Below are 17,633 nucleotides of genomic sequence, written 5' to 3' on the forward strand. Positions count from 1 at the left end.
AGGGGAGGGGTTCGAAGAATTCACCGCGCCAACCAATCCCCGATCTTCTTCTCCAGCACCGGCATCGGCAACGCGCCGGTGTCCAGTACCTCGGCGTGGAACACGCGCGGGTCGAAGCGGGCGCCCTGCTTCTTCTGGGCTTGCGCCTTGAGCTTCAGGATCGTCAGCTGCCCGATCTTGTAGGCCAGCGCCTGGCCCGGGATCGCGATGTAACGCTCGACCTCGGCGGTCGCGTCGGTGCGGCTCATCGGCGAGTTCGCCATCATGTAGGTGATCGCCTGGTCGCGGCTCCAGCCCTTGGCGTGAAGCCCGGTATCGACCACCAGCCGCATCGCGCGCAGCATCTCGTCCGACAGGCCGCCGAGCCGCTGCAGCGGATCGGTCTCCAGCCCCAGCGGCTTCCACAGCGTCTCGGCATAGAGCGCCCATCCCTCGATGAAGGCCGTATTCCCGCCAAAGCGCATGAACGCCGGCAGCGCCGCATTCTCCTGCGCCAGACTGATCTGGAAATGATGCCCCGGCACCGCCTCGTGCAAATACAGCGTCTCCATCCCCCAGGTGAAGCGGATCGGCAGGTCGAAGGTGTTGTAGTAGAATACCCCCGGCCGGCTGCCGTCGGGCGTCCCCTCCTCGTAAGACCCCGCCGCCGCCGTGCGCGCCTTGAAGTCGGGCACCGGCCGGATTTCGAGCGGCGTCTTGGGGATCAGCGAGAATTGCGTGCGGATCGTCGTATCCACCCGCCGCCCGATCGCCTCGTACCCCAGCCGTAATTCCTCGGCCGTCTTGGGCTGGAACTTGGCGTCGGTACGCAGATAGTCGAAGAATTGCGGCAGCGTTCCCGTGAAGCCGGCCCGCGCCTTCTGCGCTTCCATCTCCTTCAGGATCCGCGCGACCTCGCTCAGCCCAAGCCGATGGACGTCCTCCGCCTTCAGCGGCAGCGTCGTGTTGCTGTAGATGCGATAGGCGTACAGCTTGTCGCCGCCGGGCAGCGCCGACAGCCCCACCGTATCGCGCGCCTTCGCCAGATACACGTTGGCGAGGAAGTCGCGCACCCGCTTGTGCGCCGGCAGAATGACATTGCGGATCTGTGCGGCATAGGCGGCCTTCAGCCGCGCCTGCTCCGCCGCCGGGATACTCGCCGGGAACGTCTTGGTCGGCGCGAAGAACACCGATCCCTCGACCCCGTCCTTGTCGAGATTGTCGAACTGCTCGATCATGTTACGCACCACCAGCTTGGGCTGGGTCACGCCCTTCGCCATGCCTTCGCGCATCAACGGGATCGAACGGTCGAGCGTCTCGGCATAGCCCCGGTTGCGCTTCAGGTTGTTCTCGTAGTCCGCCACCGTCTTGAACGGCGCCGCGCCTTTGCCGGAGGCAAAGCTGGGATACCACACCTGATAACCGCTTTGGTGGCTCAGCGGCAGCAGCCGGGTGACCGCCCAGACGTCGGGCGACAGTCCGACGGCGCCCTGCGCCAGATCCGCGGCAAAGACGTCGTAGGCGATCTGGTCGACGGGCGTCAGCTTCGCCCGATCGATCCGGTCCAGCGCCGCCTGATCCTCGCGGATGTAACGACGCGCCCGCTCGGTGCGCGCTTCGGTCAGATAGTCGCCGAAGCTGTCGGCGAAGCGCAAGTCGCCGCGACCGATCGCGCTGACCGGATTTTCGCGCAGGTCTCGCTCGTCGGTATCGGCGAACAGCTTGAGCAGAGCACGGTCTGCGTCACTCGCCTGGGCCGCCGTCGCCGGCTGTTGAGCCAACGCTACGCCCGGTACCATCATCGCCGCCGCTGCGGCCATCATAGCGCGCATGAAAAACCCCTCGCCTCGATCCACCGGTCCTATCGAACCGGCGAACCGCGACAAGGGGCCTTGGCTAGCGTCGAGCGCTAATGATTACGGGCTGTTGGGGTTGTCGTCGCTGTCGGCGATCAGGATGATGCCGACGATCACCGCCGCCGCCGCGATCGCCGCGACGATATAGCCGCCACTGCCCTCACCCAGCTTGGTCGTCTTCGTCGACGCGGTCCCGGCACGCGCCGCCGGCGCCAGCGACAGCTTGGCGGCGGAGGGTGCGGCCGGTGCGGCCATCGCCGGCGCTACGATCACCGGGCTCGCCACCAGGCTTGCCGCGGCCGCATAGGCCATCAATCGTGAAACCATCCTTCAGTCTCCTTCACTGCACTGGGAGCGTGACGCACGACCTGATGCCGGGCAACAATCCCGCGACGAACGCCACCAAAGGCAGGTTGGTTCCTGCGAAACGTCGCCGATAGTTCACCTGTCGGTCGCCCAAGCATCGATGCATTGCGAAGATCAGGGTGGCGGCCCCATGTCCCCGACCATGGCCACCCTCCTCGACCCCACCGCCCGCGGGCGCGTCATCCTCGTCGGCGCAGGCCCGGGCGACCCCGGTCTGCTCACCGTTCGCGCGGTCGAGGCGCTGGGCCGGGCCGATGTCGTCGTCCACGACGGCCTGATCGATTCCCGCGTCCTCGACCTCGCGCCCGCCACGGCGCAGCGCATCTCGGTGGCGAAGCGTCGCGACCGCCACACGTTGCCGCAGGAGGCGATCAACGCGCTGATCGTCGCGCATGTGAAGACGGGAAGCATCGTCGTGCGGCTGAAAGGCGGCGATCCCTTCATCTTCGGCCGTGGCGGCGAGGAGGTGGAGGCAGTCCGCGCCGCCGGCCTCGCCGTCGAGGTGATTCCCGGCGTGTCGGCCGCGCTCGGCTGCGCGGCGGAGGCAATGCTGCCGCTCACCCATCGCGATCACAGTTCCGCGGTCAGCTTCGTCGCCGGCCAGTGCAAGGGCCTGTCCGACCAGGACTGGTCCGGCCTTGCCGGCCAGGGCCGTACCCTCGTCATCTACATGGGCGTCGCCACCGCCGCCGCCATCGCCGACAAGCTGATGGCCGATGGCGTCGCCCCCGACATGCCGGTCGCGGTGCTCGAGAAGGGAACGCTTGAGGGGCATCGCGCGCTCAAGACGCTGCTTGCCGATCTCGGTGCGATGGTAACGCGCGAGTCGGTCGAGAGCCCGGCGATCATCGTGGTCGGCGAGGTGGTCGAACTGTCCGACGCCGAGGACAAGCTGGCGGCCTGGGCGCGCGTGGCGGAGACGATGGCATGAAGATCCTGACCGGCAACGATCTGGCGACCGGCGACGTGATCTGGTGGTCCGGCGCCGCTTGGTCGCGGCATGTCGAAGACGCCGCCGACGTCGCCGACCAGGGCGAGGCGATCGCCCGCGCCGAGGAAGGCGCACGCCGCGTCACCGGTGCCTATGTCATCGACGCCACTCAGACCCCGGACGGCCCCCGCCCCGCGCACATCAAGGACCGCATCCGCGCGCTCGGCCCAACCGTCCGTCCCGACCTGACGCTCAAGCCCGCCGATCCCGCCGCGGGAAGCTGGGTGATATGATCCGCGAGAACCAGCATGTATAAGTACGACGAATACGACCAGAGCATCGTCGACGCCCGCGTCGAAGAGTTCCGCGACCAGGTCCAACGCCGCCTCGCTGGCCAGTTGACCGAGGACCAGTTCAAGCCGCTGCGGCTGATGAACGGCCTCTACCTCCAGCTGCACGCCTATATGCTGCGCGTCGCGGTGCCCTACGGCACCCTCAACGGCCGCCAGATGCGATTGCTTGCGCACATCGCGCGCACCTACGACCGCGGCTACGGCCATTTCACCACGCGGCAGAACATCCAGTACAACTGGATCAAGCTCGCCGACGCGCCCGATATTCTGGCGGAGCTGGCGAAGGCGGAAATGCACGCCATCCAGACCAGCGGCAATTGCATCCGCAACATCAGCTCCGACCAGTTCGCCGGCGCCGCCGCCGATGAGGTTACGGACCCGCGCCCCTGGGCCGAGCTGCTGCGCCAGTGGTCGACCTTTCACCCCGAATTCACCTACCTGCCGCGCAAGTTCAAGATCGCGGTGATCGCGGCGGACGAGGATCGCGCGGCGATGCGGCTGCACGACATCGGCCTCCAGATCACGCGGCGCGACGGGATCCTCGGCGCCCGCGTCTTCGTCGGCGGCGGCATGGGCCGCACGCCGATGATCGCGCCCGAGATCAGGGACTTCGTTCCGGCCGACCAGCTGCTCAGCTATCTCGAGGCCGCCTTGCGGGTCTACAATCGCTACGGCCGGCGCGACAATATCTACAAGGCGCGGATCAAGATCCTCGTCCACGAGATCGGCGCCGATCGCTATCGAGACGAGGTCGAGTTGGAATTCGCCCAGGTCCTGACGCTGGGCATCGATCCGCCCGCCGCTGAGCTGGCGCGGATCAGCGCGATGTTCGCCCCGCCTGCGTTCGATGCCGTCCCCTCGGTCCCGCACGAACTGGCGGCGCACGACCCGGACTTCGCTATCTGGCGCACGCAGAACGTCAGTGCCCACAAGCAGCCTGGCTATGCGATCGTCACCGTGTCGCTGAAGCCGATCGGCGGCATCCCCGGCGATGCCTCGGCGGATCAGATCAATGTCATGGCCGATCTCGCCGAGCGCTATTCGCACGACGAGCTGCGCGTCACTCACGCCCAGAACATCGTCCTGCCCCACGTCCGCGAGGCCGATCTCTACGCCGTCTGGCAGGCGCTGGCCGACGCCGGACTGGCGGAGGCGAACCTCGACCTCATCAGCGATATCATCGCCTGCCCCGGCCTCGACTATTGCAGCCTCGCCAACGCACGCTCGATCCCGCTCGCGCAGAAGATCGCGACCCGCTTCGCGCCGCGCCAGCAGGATCTGGGCGAGCTGAAGCTGAAGATCTCGGGGTGCATTAACGCCTGCGGCCACCACCACGCCGGCCACATCGGCATCCTCGGCGTCGATCGGAAGGGCACTGAGAATTACCAGCTGCTGCTCGGCGGATCGGGGGCGGAGGACGTCAGCCTCGGCAAGATCACCGGTCCCGGCTTCGACGAGGACGGCATCGTCGACGCGATCGAGCGCGTCGCCGACCGCTACGTCGCCGAACGCAGCGAGGGCGAACGGTTTCTCGACACTTACCGCCGCATCGGCATGCAGCCGTTCAAGGAAGCGATCTATGGCTGATCTCGCCGGTGACACCGACAACCTGCTCCGCTTTCGCGACGACGAGGTTCACGACGAACCGGCGATGACGCTCGATTCGTTCGTCGCCGATCCCGGCAACGCCAGCGCGGTGCGGCTGGAGGCGGGCGACGACGCGCGCGCGTTGCTGCCCTTCATCGATCGGCTGATGCTGGTCGAGGTCAGCTTCCCCTCGTTCCGCGATGGTCGCGGTTATAGCTCCGCCCGCATCCTGCGCGAGGCTGGCTACACGGGCGAGCTGCGCGCAGCGGGCGACGTGCTGGTCGACCAAGTGTCGCCGATGCGCCGTTGCGGCTTCGACAGTTTCGCGCCGGAACAGCCGATCGACCAGTCGGTCCTTCGCCGCAGTCTCGATCGCTACGACGACGTCTATCAAAAGGCCGCCGATGGCCGCGTCCCGGTCTGGCAGCGCCGCCATGGGTGAAGCCGCCCGTCGCATCGATGCGATCGACCTGACCCCCGCCTTCACCGCCGCCGATGCCGCAGCGATGCAGGCGCGTTTCGCCGGCGTCGCGGCGCCGGACATGCTGCGTGAGCTGCTGACCGGTGAGCTGGCAGGCCGCACCGCCGCGGTCTCGTCGTTCGGCGCCGAGTCCGCCGTGCTGCTGCACATGGTGGCGCAGATCGACAAGGACATCCCCGTCGTCTTCACCAACACTCAGAAGATCTTCGGCGAGACGCTGGCCTATCGCGACGAGCTCGCCGAGCGGCTCGGCCTCACCGACCTGCGCGTCTACCGCCCGGATCCCCGGCTGCTGGCGGCGCGCGACGACAAGGGGCTGCGCTGGTCCTACGACCCCGACGGCTGCTGCGAGTTGCGCAAGGTCGAACCGCTCCGCCGCGCGCTGGCGCCGTTCGACGCCTGGATATCGGGTCGCAAGGGATTCCAGGCCGGCACCCGCACCGCCCTGCCGCGGTTCGAGGAGGATGAGGGCCGGTTGAAGATCAACCCGCTCGCCGATTGGTCGAAGGGCGATCTCGACGCCTATTTCGCGCAAGCCGACCTGCCCCGCCATCCGCTTGAGGCACAGGGCTATCTGTCGATCGGCTGCGCGCCCTGCACGTCGAAGGTCCGCCACGGCGAAGATCCCCGCGCCGGCCGCTGGCGCGGCTGGGACAAGGTGGAATGCGGCATCCACCGCCCTGCCGAGCCGGGTGAAGACCCGATTTTCTAAGGGGCTTACTTCCAACCCCGTCATGCTGAACTCGTTTCAGCATCTCTGTGGGGCGGGCGGAGTACGTTCCCCATCGAGACCCTGAAACAAGTTCAGGGTGACGGGTATATATGGGAAGGAGCGACCGATCCCCGCTCAATATCCCGCATAGTCGCTGAACCGCGTGATCGTCGGGTCGAACTTCAGCACCACCTTGCCGGTCGCACCATGGCGCTGCTTGGCGACGATCAGCTCGGCCAGGCCATAGATGCGCTCCATGTCGCTCGCCCATTTCGCGTGGTCTTCGAACACGCGCGCGTCGTCGCCCTCCATCGGGCGCTTGGGCTCCTTCTGCGCCTGGTAATAATCCTCGCGGAACACGAACCAGACCATGTCGGCGTCCTGCTCGATCGAGCCCGATTCGCGAAGGTCGGACAGCATCGGCCGCTTATCCTCGCGGCTCTCCACCGCGCGGCTCAGCTGCGACAAAGCCAAGACGGGCACGTTCATGTCCTTCGCCAGCGTCTTCAATCCGCGGCTGATTTCCGAAATCTCCTGCACGCGGTTGCCCTCGGAGGACTTGCCCGACCCGGTCAGCAGCTGAAGATAGTCGACGACCACCAGCCCGATCTCGTTATTGTGCCGCCGCTGCAGCCGCCGAACGCGCGTGTGCAGCGCGCTGATCGACAGGCCGCCGGTATCGTCGATGAACAGCGGCAGGTTCTCCAGCTCGGCTGCCGCCGCCGCCAGCTGGGCGAACTCCGCCTTGCTGATCTTACCCATGCGCAACGATTCGGAGCTGATCTTCGACTGCTCGGCCAAGATGCGCGTTGCCAGCTGGTCGGCGCTCATTTCCAGGCTGAAGAAGGCCACCTTGGCGCCGACCGAATCGGCAGGCGCGATCCCGTCCGCCATGTCGCGCATCCAGCGCCGCGCCGCGTTGAACGCGATGTTGGTGGCGAGCGACGTCTTCCCCATGCCCGGACGACCCGCCAGGATCATCAAGTCGCTATGGTGCATGCCGCCGATCTTGGAGTTCACCGAATCAAGCCCGGTGGTGACGCCTGACAGATTGCCGCCCGAATTCAGTGCCCGCTCGGCCATCTTCACCGCGGCGGTGGTCGCTTGCGCGAAGGTCTTGATCGCATTTTCCGCGCCGCCGTCGCCCGCGACCTTGTACAGTTCCTCTTCGGCCAGCTCGATCTGCGCGCGCGGATTCACCTCCTCGCTGGTGTCCATCGCGCGGTCGACCAGTGTCCGGCCCACCGTTACCAGCGCGCGCAGCATCGCCAGGTCATAGATCTGCTGCGCGAATTGGCGCGCGCCGATCAGGCCAGCACCCGACCCGGTCAGCCCCGCCAGATAGGCCGGCCCGCCCAGCTCCTTCATCGCCTCGTCCGCCTCGAACATCGGGCGCAGCGTGACCGGCGTCGCGAGCATGTCGTTGCTGCGCAGCGTCTTGATCGCGGCGAAGATGCGGCCGTGAAGCGGCTCGTAGAAATGCGCCGGCTCCAGCCGGTCGACCAGATCGTCCGCCAGCCGGTTGTCGATCATCATCGCGCCGAGCATCGCGGCCTCCGCCTCGACGTTGCGGGGCAGCTGCTGCGGCTCGGGCTGCAGCGGAGTCGGAAATGCGAGGGTTGCCATGATGCCGACGCCTTACCCCTGCCCGACCGCCGCGCTCAACCCATCGTCGCTGCGATAGGCGGGGATAAGTGCCATCCGCGTGATGCGGAGATAAGTGCCAGCCGCGTGACGCGGTGATAAGTGACACCCGCATGACCCGGCGCTATCCGCTGTGGCGTGGCCGACCCGCGGATCATCGACGTCGAACTGGACGAACGCACCATCCTGTGGCGTTCAGCCGATGTCGAGCAAGAGCGGCGGATCGCGATCTTCGACCTGATCGAGGCCAATTACTTCGCCCCCCAGCGCGAACATGCCGATGGCTATGCCGGCCCCTACCGCCTCGCCCTCAGCGTCGAGGAGGGGCGGCTGGCGCTCGCGATCAAGCGCGAGGACGGAACGCCGCTCGAAACGCTCGTACTGGCGCTCGGGCGTTTCCGCCGCCCGATCCGCGACTATTTCGCGATCTGTGACAGCTATTACCAGGCCATCCGCCAGTCCACGCCGCAACAGATCGAAACCGTCGACATGGCCCGCCGCGCCATCCACAACGAGGCGGCGGAACTGCTGATGGAGCGGCTCGACGGCAAGATCGCGGTCGATTTCGACACCGCGCGGCGCCTGTTCACTCTTATCTGCGTGCTGCATATTCGTGCTTGATCGCTTCGGTTATGGAACCCGCCTGATCGCACTCCTCGTCTTTGCCGGGGTGCTGTGCCTCGCGGTCTGGATGTCGGCGACCGCCTGGCACCCCTCGGTCGCGCGCTATCCCGTGCAGGGGGTGGACCTGCCGGAGAACCCGCCGCCGGTCGAATGGCCGATGCTCCGCGCGCGCGGTGCCGACTTCGCCTATATTGTCGCGACATCCGGCGCCGATCGGCGCGACCCGTCGTTCGAGGCGAACTGGGCCGCGCTGCCCGACGCCGGCCTCCGCCGCGGCGCGCTTCACCTCTATTCGCTGTGCCAGCCGGGGCTTGCGCAGGCCAACGCCTTTAACGCCGTCGTCCCGCAGGCCGACGACGCGCTGCCCGCGGCGGTCGACGTCAGCTATCGCGACGATTGCGCGACCCGTCCCGACAAGGCGGCACTGATCGCCGACCTCACCCGTTTCGCGAAGACCGTCGAGATCCACCTGCGCCATCCCGTCATCCTGCGCATCAGTCGCGCGGTGGAGGGCGACTATGAACTGTCGGCGGCGCTCGACCGGCCGCTGTGGACGATGGGCAATTTCATCGCCCCCGGCTACACGGCGCGGCCGTGGCGGCTGTGGCGCGCGAGCGACCTGCGCCGCGTCGACGGTATGAAGGGACCGGTCAATTGGAACGTGGTGGCACCATGAATGACGACGCGACCCGGCTGATCGAGGCGGCGCGCGCCGCCGCGCATCACGCCCATGCCCCCTATTCGCGCTTTGCGGTCGGCGCCGCGCTGCTGATGAAGGACGGCACGCTCGTCACCGGCGCCAATGTCGAGAATGCGAGCTACGGCCTGTCGCTCTGCGCCGAAACCGTCGCGATCGCCACCGCCAGCGCGCAAGGGCGCCTGGCCGAGGTGGTTGCGGTCGGCGTCATCGGCGGCGCGATGGATGCCGACGGCCGCCCGACCGGCACCGGCCCCGTCAGCCCCTGCGGCCGCTGTCGCCAGGTCCTCAACGAGGCGGCGCAGATGGGCGGGGTCGACCTGCCCGTCCATTGCGGCGCGGCAGAAGGGGACGCGATCGCCAGCTATCGCCTGTCGGAATTGCTGCCCCATGCCTTCGGCCCCGCCGACCTCGGCATCGGCCCCGCCCGGTGAGCGATCAGGAGCCGAAACCCACGCCCTTCTGGAAGCAGGCCGCCCTCGCCGGCGTCATCCTCTTCGCCCCCGGCGGCTTCATCCTCGGCGCCACCCTCCTCGCCCAGCGCTATCGGAATTGGCAGAAGTCCCCGTCACCCCGGCCTTGAGTCGGACGACCAGGCCTCCACCATCCGATCCACCGCCGCCGCCAGCCGGTCGTCTATCACGCCCAGCAACTCGGCCCATCCCTCGATCCCCGTCAGCTCGCCCGACCCGTCCGAAATGCCGCGCAAGCCCACCAGCGTAACGCCGAATCGCTGGCATGCCCGCCACACCGCGAACGTCTCCATGTCGACCATGTCGGCGTCGATCGCGTCATAGCCGGCACCACCGACCACATCCGCCCCCGTCGACAGCGTCGCGACCGGCATGCCCGCGATCGGCGTCTCCAGCGCAATGCACACCGGGTGGTCGACGAACGGCGTCACCCCGCGCACGAAACCGAGCAGCGACGCATCCATGTCGCGCCAGGCCACGCTCGCGACCTGGTACACCTCGCCCAGCCGGCAGCGCCGCGATCCCGCCGAGCCGAGCGACACCATGACGTCAGGCAGCGTCCCCGCCGCCTGCGCCTCGGCCAGTGCGACGCCGACCGCCAATGCCGCCTCGATCGGCCCCACCCCGTCATCAACGGCGCGATCCGCGCTCGCAACGCCGGGCCATATTCGGGCGCGCAGGCCATGGCGAAGGCGACCCGCCGCCCGCCGATCGTCTCGATCCGCATCACCACCGCCCGTTTGCCTGCCGCCGCCCCCGCCATTCGTCGATCCGCCGACGGGTCGCGGGCGATACCGCGTCCGGCAGCGCGTCGGGATCGACGGGGACGACCTCGGCGATCTCGATCCCGTCGGCTTGCGGCGTGCCGGCCAGTCGCGCGCGGAACAGATGGACGGTATCCCGCCGCCCCTCGGCCCGCGCCGCGAAGATGCCGGCCGGTTCGACTTCGGCAAGGGTGCAGCCAATTTCTTCAGCGATCTCCCGCGCCGCCGCCGCCGCAGGCGTCTCGCGCCGGCCGACGCCGCCGCCCGGCAGCATCAGCTGCGGGCTGCCATAGCGGTGGCGGACCAGCACCAGCCGCCCCGCCACATCGAACGCCATCACCTTCACCCCGCGTGTCTTCACGCCGAGCACCGCCATCGCCTTGCGCCGGACGCGATGCGCCAGATCGATCATAGCCCGCATCGAATCCCCCCAATGGCAAGAGCCCACCGGCCCCGGCCGAGCCGCCATGCTTGCCTCACCCGCGAAAGCCGGCAAAGGACATGGGCGAAGGGGTTAGCCGATGTCCATCCTGTCCGATCGCTGGATTCGCGAGCGCGCGACGCGTGACCGCATGATCGAGCCGTTCGTCGAAAGCCAGCGCCGCGAGGGCTGCATCAGCTATGGCCTGTCGTCCTACGGCTATGACGCCCGTGTCGCCGATGAATTCAAGATCTTCACCAACGTCGACAACGCCATCGTCGACCCGAAGGATTTCGCCGCGAACAGCTTCGTCGATCGCAAGACCGACGTCTGCATCATCCCGCCCAACAGCTTCGCGCTGGCGAGGACGGTCGAATATTTCCGGGTGCCGCGCGACGTGCTGGTCATCTGCCTCGGCAAGTCGACCTATGCGCGCTGCGGGATCATCGTCAATGTGACCCCGCTCGAGCCGGGCTGGGAAGGTCATGTGACGCTGGAATTCTCCAACACCACCCCGCTACCGGCGAAGATCTACGCCAACGAGGGCGCCTGCCAGTTCCTGTTTCTAGCCGGAAACGAGCCTTGCGAGACGAGCTACGCCGATCGCGCGGGCAAATACATGGGCCAACAGGGGGTCACGCTGCCGCGACTCTAAAGCGGCAAGACGACGCTGCTAAATCATCCCTCCCTGCAAGGGAGGGGCCGGGGGTGGGTAAGCGTATTCACAAGCCAGCTGCCGCGACCGCAACCGCCCCGTATCACTCAACCAAAGCCGCACGCTCCCGAACGCCGCAGCATCGAGCCGCGGCGCTCCGTCACTCACTCACCGCGTCGCGAACGCCTCGACGCGCGCCGGCAGCCGCTCCAGCCCCCGCGCCGCGATGTCGTGCGACGACACCACTGCGCCGTTCGGCATGTCCATGTTCACGACAGGCACCGCCTGGACTTCGCCGTAGAGCGCGCGCGCATCCGCGATCCGGCCGAGCTTGGCATAGGCCGCCGCCAGGTTGAGCATCAGCTCGGGCCGCTGCGGAAAAATCCGGCGCTCCGCCTCGATCTGCCGCGCCGCCCCGGCGAAATCGCCTGCCGCGATCGCCTGGAACCCGGTGCGATCCTGCGCCAGCGTCGGCGTCGCCATGCCGATGCCCGCTACCGCCGCCACCACCATCACTGCTCGCATCGCCGCCTCCATGTTTCACTTCTGTGACACTGTTGTGTCACTTCGATGACGCATGTGCAAGCGGCTGGTTCCACCGATCGCGACCGAAACGGGACGATTCGAGGGAGGTGCCTCTGGCTTTGCGATGTCGGGTGACGCTCCGCGCGACTGCGCCGTCATTCACCGTCAGCGAAAGCTGCGCGCTTTTGGCTGCCTCGAGTGGCAATCGCGACCGCAATCACTTGACGCTGTTCAGCGCTGCTACCTTTGACTGCGCCGACCTGGCGGCCCTGGCCGAAGCATATCCAGCATCGTCGGCACTATGCTGTCGCTGGCGCCGTCGACCATCGTAACGCTGCGCGCAGCACCGCGTCGGCAGCCGGTGCACGCTCGCCGGGCCATCCGTCCGCCGCGCCCCGCGTGTGCCGCTTCAGCGCACGCTACCTACGGTGAGATCCGCTCGGTACTGTGGCGGCTATCCACTCGCAATGGCCGGGCGTGAGCGTTCGGCTCGGCGCCGTCTGGCGCCAGCACCGCGATCGGCGTCGCCTCGGCGATCAGCCTCCGGTCCCGGCACGCCCCGGCGTCCAAGGCGAATTGGTCATTGGCAATGAGCCCCTTCCGTACGGTGATCGGGCGAAGGTGCTCCACCGATCGCCGGCCATCGACCGATTAGGTAGCCGTCGCGATCAAACCAGCGGGCTAAGCCATCACCAGCTGGGGTCTCCCGCAATATCCCGCCCGCCTGCGCGGTCGTTCAGCGCTGCACGGATCGGACGCGTCGCCATCGCATCGCCCGACCGATCCGGAATCGAAAAGGGCGGCCCCTCGCGGGACCGCCCTTCGCTCATCGTTTCGAATGTCCGCCCCAATCGATCAGAAGTCGCTGCGATACTGCTCGTTGCCGATGAAGCCGAGCTTGGTCACCTGCGACCGCTTGATCACCGCCAGCGTCCGATCGACCACTTCGTAGCGGGCATTCGGATCAGGCTGGAAGTGCAGCTCAGGTTCCGGGTTCATGCCCGCGGCGGTGTCGAGATACTGCCGCAGCGTCACGTCGTCGACCGGCGCACCGTTCCACGTGATGGTGCCAGCAGGATCGATCGCGATCTTGTTCTTCTGCGGGTCGACCGGCGGCTTCTGCTGCCGGGGATCGTTCACCGGCAGGTCGACCTTCACCGCGTGGGTCGGCTTGGGCAGCGTGATAATGAACATGATGAGGAGCACGAGCATGACGTCGATCAGCGGCGTCGTGTTCATTTCCATCATCGGCTCGCCGTCGTCGGAGCCACCACTCATTGCCATGTTACGTTACTCCTGGTGTGGCCTGCCGGGCTCAACCGGCGGCGCCGGGCGGCGGCGACGAGATGAAGCCGACCTTGGCGAACCCGGCCATCTGCATCGTGTAGATCGTGCCACCGACGCAGCGATACGGGGTATTCACGTCGGCGCGGATATGCGCTTCGGGCAGCTCGAGGTCAGGGTTGCCGGGGCCACCCTGGCGCGCGATCTCCGCCTTCAGCTTCTCCACCGCGCGGTCGAGCAGCTCCTTGCTGTTCACCTGCGTGGTGTTCCAGTACACCGCGCACTGGCCCGCCGCATCGGTGGTCACCGACAGCGAGACGTTCTCGGGCTTGGTCGTCGTCGGATCGAACCGCACCTGCGGCAGCTTGATGCCCTTCACCGTCTGGATCGCGACCGGAACCGCGATCAGAAAGATGATGAGCAGAACCAGCATCACGTCCACGAGAGGGGTCGTATTGATGTCCGACATCGGTTTTTCGGTGGAGTCACCACCCGTGCTCATCGCCATGTGAGAGCTATCCTATCCTTCAGATCTTTGCTGCCGGCTGAACGGGGCCGGCAGGAGTGGCGGGAACCGGTGCCGGCCCCCGCCCATTCACCTCAGGCGCGGGTCTGGACGCCGCCGGCCTGACCGGCCGTCGTGGTCGCGCCCGGATTGGTCTTGGCCGGAGCCGTCGCCGGCGAACCGATCGACGGACGGACCGCACCGTTCGAGGCGAGGAAGCCGAGCACGTCGTTCGAGAAGGCCGACAGGTCTTCCGCGATCGACTTGTTGCGGCGCTGCAGCCAGTTGTAGGCGAGCACGGCCGGAACCGCGACGACCAGGCCGAGTGCGGTCATGATGAGCGCCTCACCGACCGGACCGGCGACCTTGTCGATCGAAGGATCGCCCGACGCACCGATCTTGATCAGCGCGCGATAGATGCCGACGACTGTACCGAACAGGCCGATGAACGGCGCGGTCGCACCGACCGTCGCGAGGAAGGCGAGACCGCCACCCAGACGCGAGTTGATCGCGGCTTCCGAACGCGCGAGCGAGCCGTGCAGCCAGTCGTGCGCCTCGACCGGATCGGTCAGCTTCTGGTGCTGGTCCTGCGCGGCCAGGCCGTCGTCGACCAGCTGCTTGTAGGCCGAATTCTTGTCGAGCTTGGCAGCGCCCTCGCGCAACGAGTTCGACTTCCAGAAGCCCTGACGGACGCGCTTCGCCTGGTTCATGATCTTCTGCTGCTCGAACAGCTTCGAGAACATGATGTAGAACGACACGACCGACATCAGCACCAGGATGCTGAACACCGACTGCGAGATAATGCCGCCTTCGCGGAGCGCCGAGGCGAGGCCGAACTGATTCTCGGCAGCGGAGGGCGCAGCCGCCGCAAGGATAGTGGTAATCATGGTTGCGTTGATCCCTCTAAGAATGTCTTCGCATGGACCGGGGCGGCGCGACGGGCGCCCGCCCCGGGAAAGCTATCATTGTTCCGGCAGCGTCCAACGGACCGGCAGATTATAGGTCGAGCTGATGGCGGTGCCATTCTCGTCCTTCGCCGGGCTGAAACGGACCCTGCTTTTCGCGATCCGGCACGTGGTGGCGTCCAGATCCGAATTGCCGCTCGACGTCGTCACCGAGCAATCGGTGACGCGGCCGTCGGTGCCGACCGTCAAACGGGCGACCACGCGACCCTGCGCACCGGCACGAATGGCCGACGGCGGGTAGTTGTCCGAGCTGAAGAACTGGCCCGGGTTACCCTTCAGACCGGCCGCCTGCGACACCCGCGGCGGAGCCGGGGCGGGAGCGGGCGGGGCCGGCGGCGCGGCGATCGGAGTCGGCACGAACACCGGGGGCGGCGTCGGCACGGTCGCGATCGCGACGGGCGGCGGGTTCGGATTCTGCACGATCGGCGGCGGCGACACCACCGGCGGCGGCGTCATCGGCTGATCGGGCGGCGGGGGCGGCGGCTCGTCCGGCGGCGGCGGCGGCGGCTCCTCCACGTCGAAGGTATTCAGCTTCTCACTCGCCTTCTTCACGTACTGGTACGCGAGGCCGGTGACGAAGGCGTAGCCCAGCGCGGCATGGATGAGCGCGACGATGACGATCGCCACGATCTTGCCGCCGGACATCTTCTGGTCAGCATAGGCCATTCAGCAACGACACTCCCTAAATTTCGCGGGCCGACGCAGGTTTCCCCTTGCGGGGCCCACGCAGCGGCCTTCTGGTCCGGCTAGCGGTACCGGATGCAGATCGCGAGTCCTATCTTGACGCTACGACCGGTGCAAACGCTTTGTCGGACGCAACAAACGTACAATCGGCGCATGGCGCATTTATGACTGTATCGCAAAGCCCCCTTTCGTTAGCAGGATGGACAATGATTACTTATGTTTCATCGGTGCTCGCGCTCGCGCTGGCGGCCCCCCTCGCCGCCCAGACCTCGATGCCCGCACCGCTCGCCGCTGGCGTCGCCTATGCCGATGTCGCCGACCTCGTCGGTGCCGCGCCGGTGATCGCCGACGCGACGATCCGCTCGACCGCGAAGGTAAAGCCTGCCGATGCGCCGGGCCTCGCTCCCGGCCTCACCCGCTACTATGTCGAGGCGGACGTGACGGCGCTGATCAGGGGGCGTGACGGCATCCCGCCGCGGATCGGCTATCTGCTCGATGTGGGCACCGGCGCCGACGGCCGCCTGCCCAAGCTGAAGAGGGCCCGGGTCCTGCTGTTCGCCCGCCCCACCCAGGCGGCGGGCCAGCTCCAGCTGGTCGCGCCCGACGCCCAGCTCGCCTGGACGCCGGCGCTCGACGCCCGGGTGCGCAGCGTCGCCACCGCGCTCGTCGCGCGCGATGCGCCGCCGCGGATCACCGGAATCGGCAACGCCTTCCACGTCCCCGGCGCGCTGCCGGGCGAAGGCGAGACCCAGGTGTTCCTGACCACCGCCAACGGCCCGCCTGTGTCGCTCACCGTGCTGCGCCGTCCCGGCGAGCAGCCGCGCTGGGCGGTGGCGCTGTCGGAAATCGTCGACGAGGCCGCCGGCCCGCCGCAGCGCGATACGCTGCTCTGGTATCGCCTCGCCTGCTCGCTGCCCCGCGCGCTGCCCGAACGCAGCACGCAGAGCCTGTCGGCGGAAGACGCCGCCGCCGCCCGCCAGGACTATGGCTTCGTGCTGCAGCAGCTTGGCGCCTGCGTGCGCACGCGCGCTATCGCCGGTGGCGTACCAGCGTGATGCCGATCGATTCGCCCGCCTCGGCGATCGCGAGCTTGACGATCTTTATCATCACCCGCTGAACACGGGCGTCGCCGACGAACATCGTCTCGCAGATGTGGTCGGCGACCCCCTCGATCAGCGTGAAGTGGACGCCCGGCGGCAATGCCGCGGTCGCCGCATGCTTCAGGTCGAGATAGTTCTTCGACGCCGAGAGAGGCGTGTCCGGCGCAAAATGCTCGGGACAGCTCAAATCGACCGTTAAGGAGATGCGCAGCGGCTGCGGCAGATGGGTTTCTTCAGAATAGACGCCGGTCAGCACCATGACTTCGAGGTCGTGGACTTCCAGCTGGAGGCTGTCGTGCATGGCGCCGCGGCATAGTCGTGGGCGCACGCGTCGGCAACGTTTGCCGCTTGCCTTTGCCACGCGCGACGACGAAGGGGCCGCTCATGGTCGATTTCGTCCCTCTCGCCTCCGTCGATCCGGCCGCCGTCGAGGCGCTGCTCGACCACGCCTTCGGCACGGGCCGGCACGCGCGTACCGCCTACAAGGTGCGCGGCGATGCGGCGCCGATCGATGCGCTGTGCCTCGCCGCGGTCGAGGACGGCGCACTCGTCGGCACCATCCAATGCTGGCCGATCACGCTGACCGATAACGAAGGCATCACTCATCCGCTGGTGATGATCGGCCCGGTCGCGGTCGAGCCGGCGCGGCAGCGCGACGGGCTGGGCCGGATGCTGATGACGCATGCGCTCAACGCCGCGGCGGCGCAGGGGCTCGACCAGGCGATGATGCTGATCGGTGATCCCGCCTATTACGGTAGATTTTTCGGTTTCGACGCCGCCGCCACCGCCGGCTGGCGTCTCCCCGGCCCGGTCGAGCGCGAACGCCTGCTGGCGAAGGGCCGCGATGTGCCCGCCGTGGCGGGAGAGCTGGGGCCGAGGGTGACGGTCGAGGCGTAATAGGCTCTGCCGCAATATACCGTCATGCCGAACTCGGGCGTGTCATCACTTGAGTGTGATGAAGGCCGCGACGAGATGGACGGCACCGAGGAAGGCGACGGCTCGCTTGTCATATCGGGTGGCGATGGCG

21 protein-coding genes and 1 pseudogene are annotated in these 17,633 nt (G+C 67.5%); 11 read left to right on the top strand and 11 right to left on the bottom strand.

Features of this window, described 5'->3' with window-relative positions; genetic code table 11:
• Window positions 1-20: 20 nt before the first annotated feature.
• Together GGQ80_RS10835 and GGQ80_RS10840 are read right to left on the bottom strand one after the other, a co-directional pair.
• Window positions 21-1,811: a DUF885 domain-containing protein gene (locus GGQ80_RS10835; RefSeq protein WP_246347002.1), complete on the bottom strand. Its 1,791-nt coding sequence runs from the start codon at window positions 1,809-1,811 to the stop codon at window positions 21-23.
• A gap of 84 nt (window positions 1,812-1,895) precedes the next feature.
• On the bottom strand, window positions 1,896-2,162 hold the full coding sequence (locus GGQ80_RS10840; protein ID WP_183984625.1) for a hypothetical protein: 267 nt from the start codon (window positions 2,160-2,162) through the stop codon (window positions 1,896-1,898).
• Window positions 2,163-2,343: 181 nt separating this feature from the next.
• Here GGQ80_RS10840 and cobA point away from each other — a divergent pair, with 181 nt between their 5' ends.
• Genes cobA through GGQ80_RS10865 form a run of 5 tightly spaced genes read left to right on the top strand, consistent with a single transcriptional unit; the run spans window position 2,344 to window position 6,265 of the window.
• On the top strand, window positions 2,344-3,132 hold the full coding sequence (gene cobA / locus GGQ80_RS10845) for a uroporphyrinogen-III C-methyltransferase (RefSeq protein ID WP_183984716.1): 789 nt from the start codon (window positions 2,344-2,346) through the stop codon (window positions 3,130-3,132).
• Window positions 3,129-3,425, top strand: a complete 297-nt coding sequence (locus GGQ80_RS10850; protein WP_183984627.1) for a DUF2849 domain-containing protein — start codon at window positions 3,129-3,131, stop codon at window positions 3,423-3,425. Before cobA ends, GGQ80_RS10850 begins: the two co-directional genes overlap by 4 nt.
• 15 nt (window positions 3,426-3,440) lie before the next feature.
• A complete protein-coding gene (locus GGQ80_RS10855) occupies window positions 3,441-5,072 on the top strand; it encodes a nitrite/sulfite reductase (protein WP_183984629.1) in 1,632 nt (543 codons plus the stop codon).
• The gene (locus GGQ80_RS10860) at window positions 5,065-5,514 is read left to right on the top strand and encodes a DUF934 domain-containing protein (protein ID WP_183984631.1); all 450 of its coding nucleotides are present in this window, start codon (window positions 5,065-5,067) and stop codon (window positions 5,512-5,514) included. The genes GGQ80_RS10855 and GGQ80_RS10860 overlap by 8 nt, the downstream gene beginning before the upstream one ends.
• The gene (locus tag GGQ80_RS10865) at window positions 5,507-6,265 is read left to right on the top strand and encodes a phosphoadenylyl-sulfate reductase (RefSeq protein WP_183984633.1); all 759 of its coding nucleotides are present in this window, start codon (window positions 5,507-5,509) and stop codon (window positions 6,263-6,265) included. Before GGQ80_RS10860 ends, GGQ80_RS10865 begins: the two co-directional genes overlap by 8 nt.
• 135 nt (window positions 6,266-6,400) lie before the next feature.
• Here the strand turns inward: GGQ80_RS10865 and GGQ80_RS10870 are convergent, their stop codons facing one another.
• A complete protein-coding gene (locus GGQ80_RS10870) occupies window positions 6,401-7,891 on the bottom strand; it encodes a replicative DNA helicase (protein WP_183984635.1) in 1,491 nt (496 codons plus the stop codon).
• 156 nt (window positions 7,892-8,047) lie between these two features.
• Between GGQ80_RS10870 and GGQ80_RS10875 the strand changes: the two genes are divergently transcribed.
• The 3 genes from GGQ80_RS10875 to GGQ80_RS10885 are packed head-to-tail and all read left to right on the top strand — an operon-like array spanning window position 8,048 to window position 9,664.
• On the top strand, window positions 8,048-8,530 hold the full coding sequence (locus GGQ80_RS10875) for a UPF0262 family protein (protein ID WP_183984637.1): 483 nt from the start codon (window positions 8,048-8,050) through the stop codon (window positions 8,528-8,530).
• Window positions 8,523-9,209, top strand: a complete 687-nt coding sequence (locus GGQ80_RS10880) for a GH25 family lysozyme (protein WP_343051023.1) — start codon at window positions 8,523-8,525, stop codon at window positions 9,207-9,209. Before GGQ80_RS10875 ends, GGQ80_RS10880 begins: the two co-directional genes overlap by 8 nt.
• Window positions 9,206-9,664 (top strand): cytidine deaminase, encoded by a 459-nt coding sequence (locus tag GGQ80_RS10885; RefSeq protein WP_183984639.1) that lies wholly within the window; start codon window positions 9,206-9,208, stop codon window positions 9,662-9,664. Before GGQ80_RS10880 ends, GGQ80_RS10885 begins: the two co-directional genes overlap by 4 nt.
• 134 nt (window positions 9,665-9,798) lie before the next feature.
• Here the strand turns inward: GGQ80_RS10885 and GGQ80_RS10890 are convergent.
• Together GGQ80_RS10890 and GGQ80_RS10895 are read right to left on the bottom strand one after the other, a co-directional pair.
• Window positions 9,799-10,430 (bottom strand): annotated as a pseudogene (locus GGQ80_RS10890) (5'-methylthioadenosine/S-adenosylhomocysteine nucleosidase).
• A complete protein-coding gene (locus tag GGQ80_RS10895; RefSeq protein ID WP_183984641.1) occupies window positions 10,430-10,888 on the bottom strand; it encodes an NUDIX domain-containing protein in 459 nt (152 codons plus the stop codon). The pseudogene GGQ80_RS10890 and the gene GGQ80_RS10895 overlap by 1 nt, the downstream one beginning before the upstream one ends.
• Before the next feature lie 100 nt (window positions 10,889-10,988).
• Here GGQ80_RS10895 and dcd point away from each other — a divergent pair, with 100 nt between their 5' ends.
• Complete coding sequence (dcd, locus tag GGQ80_RS10900; RefSeq protein WP_183984643.1) at window positions 10,989-11,543, top strand: dCTP deaminase; 555 nt, start codon at window positions 10,989-10,991, stop codon at window positions 11,541-11,543.
• 168 nt (window positions 11,544-11,711) lie between these two features.
• Here the strand turns inward: dcd and GGQ80_RS10905 are convergent, their stop codons facing one another.
• From GGQ80_RS10905 to GGQ80_RS10925, 5 genes are all read right to left on the bottom strand, one after another.
• Entirely contained in the window at window positions 11,712-12,068 is a 357-nt protein-coding gene (locus tag GGQ80_RS10905) for a tetratricopeptide repeat protein (protein WP_183984645.1), read from the bottom strand.
• Window positions 12,069-12,923: 855 nt separating this feature from the next.
• A complete protein-coding gene (locus tag GGQ80_RS10910) occupies window positions 12,924-13,352 on the bottom strand; it encodes an ExbD/TolR family protein (protein ID WP_183984647.1) in 429 nt (142 codons plus the stop codon).
• Between the two features lie 31 nt (window positions 13,353-13,383).
• Window positions 13,384-13,860: an ExbD/TolR family protein gene (locus tag GGQ80_RS10915; protein WP_183984650.1), complete on the bottom strand. Its 477-nt coding sequence runs from the start codon at window positions 13,858-13,860 to the stop codon at window positions 13,384-13,386.
• Between the two features lie 92 nt (window positions 13,861-13,952).
• Window positions 13,953-14,744 (bottom strand): MotA/TolQ/ExbB proton channel family protein, encoded by a 792-nt coding sequence (locus GGQ80_RS10920; protein ID WP_183984652.1) that lies wholly within the window; start codon window positions 14,742-14,744, stop codon window positions 13,953-13,955.
• Between the two features lie 75 nt (window positions 14,745-14,819).
• Window positions 14,820-15,488 carry an energy transducer TonB gene (locus tag GGQ80_RS10925; RefSeq protein ID WP_183984654.1) on the bottom strand — a complete coding sequence of 223 codons (669 nt, stop codon included), beginning with the start codon at window positions 15,486-15,488 and terminating at the stop codon, window positions 14,820-14,822.
• Between the two features lie 224 nt (window positions 15,489-15,712).
• On the opposite strand from GGQ80_RS10925, the gene GGQ80_RS10930 reads away from it, so the two are divergent.
• Window positions 15,713-16,561, top strand: a complete 849-nt coding sequence (locus GGQ80_RS10930; protein ID WP_221364326.1) for a hypothetical protein — start codon at window positions 15,713-15,715, stop codon at window positions 16,559-16,561.
• On the opposite strand, the gene GGQ80_RS10935 is transcribed toward GGQ80_RS10930, so the two are convergent.
• Entirely contained in the window at window positions 16,536-16,907 is a 372-nt protein-coding gene (locus GGQ80_RS10935; protein ID WP_183984656.1) for a dihydroneopterin aldolase, read from the bottom strand. The two genes, GGQ80_RS10930 and GGQ80_RS10935, sit on opposite strands and share 26 nt — an antisense overlap.
• 83 nt (window positions 16,908-16,990) lie before the next feature.
• Here GGQ80_RS10935 and GGQ80_RS10940 point away from each other — a divergent pair, with 83 nt between their 5' ends.
• Window positions 16,991-17,503: a GNAT family N-acetyltransferase gene (locus GGQ80_RS10940; protein WP_183984658.1), complete on the top strand. Its 513-nt coding sequence runs from the start codon at window positions 16,991-16,993 to the stop codon at window positions 17,501-17,503.
• The last annotated feature ends 130 nt before the right edge of the window (window positions 17,504-17,633 follow it).

Origin of the sequence: Sphingomonas jinjuensis, from assembly GCF_014197105.1 — a bacterium.
In the GTDB taxonomy this organism is placed as follows: Bacteria; Pseudomonadota; Alphaproteobacteria; order Sphingomonadales; family Sphingomonadaceae; genus Sphingomonas; species Sphingomonas jinjuensis.